1 protein-coding gene is annotated in these 672 nt (G+C 27.4%); it reads left to right on the top strand.

Annotation, left to right across the window (positions count from 1 at the left end; genetic code table 11):
- Positions 1-672, top strand: a 672-nt coding sequence (locus BGS43_RS00025; RefSeq protein ID WP_141085287.1) for a motility associated factor glycosyltransferase family protein, incomplete at both ends; no start/stop codon positions are given.

Genomic DNA, 672 nt, shown 5'->3' with positions numbered 1-672 from the left:
TATTTTTATGGTTTTGGAAATGGAATTTTATTTAAAGCTTTATTGCAAAATAAAAATCATCAACATATTGTTGTTTTTGAAAAAGATATAGAAATCATTTGGATAATGTTTCATATCTTAGATTTTTCAAGTGAATTGCAAAGTGCAAGATTGATGATTTTGGAAAATGATAAATTACAAGCTCAAGATTATACTGAACTTTGCTCTTCTAAACCTTTCTTTCAATTTTCTAGAATTTATTTTTTAGAACTGATGAGTCATTATTATGAAAGATTTCATGAAGATATTTTAGGATTGAATAAAAAATTAGCAGAAAATTTTAAAAATTCTATTGTTTCTCATGGTAATGATCCTCTTGATGCTCTTCAAGGCATAGAGCAATTTGTTTATAATCTTCCTCAAATGATTACTCATCCTAGTTATAAAGAATTACTTTCTAAAAGAAAGGGTATAAGTGATACAGCTATCATTGTTTCTACAGGACCATCCCTTACTAAACAATTGCCTTTATTAAAAAAGTATGCTAGCAAAGCTACGATTTTTTGTGCCGATAGTGCTTATCCTATTTTAGCGAAGCATAATATAAAGCCTGATTATGTTTGCATGCTTGAAAGAAGTGAATTTACAGCTGAATTTTTTAATCATGATTTTGGGGAATTTGATAAGGATATT

It is taken from the genome of Campylobacter sp. 110 (genome assembly GCF_002383965.1).
Classification (GTDB): Bacteria; Campylobacterota; Campylobacteria; order Campylobacterales; family Campylobacteraceae; genus Campylobacter_D; species Campylobacter_D coli.
The sequence above is the reverse complement of the archived record's forward strand: the minus strand, read 5'-3'. Positions and strand labels throughout refer to the sequence as shown.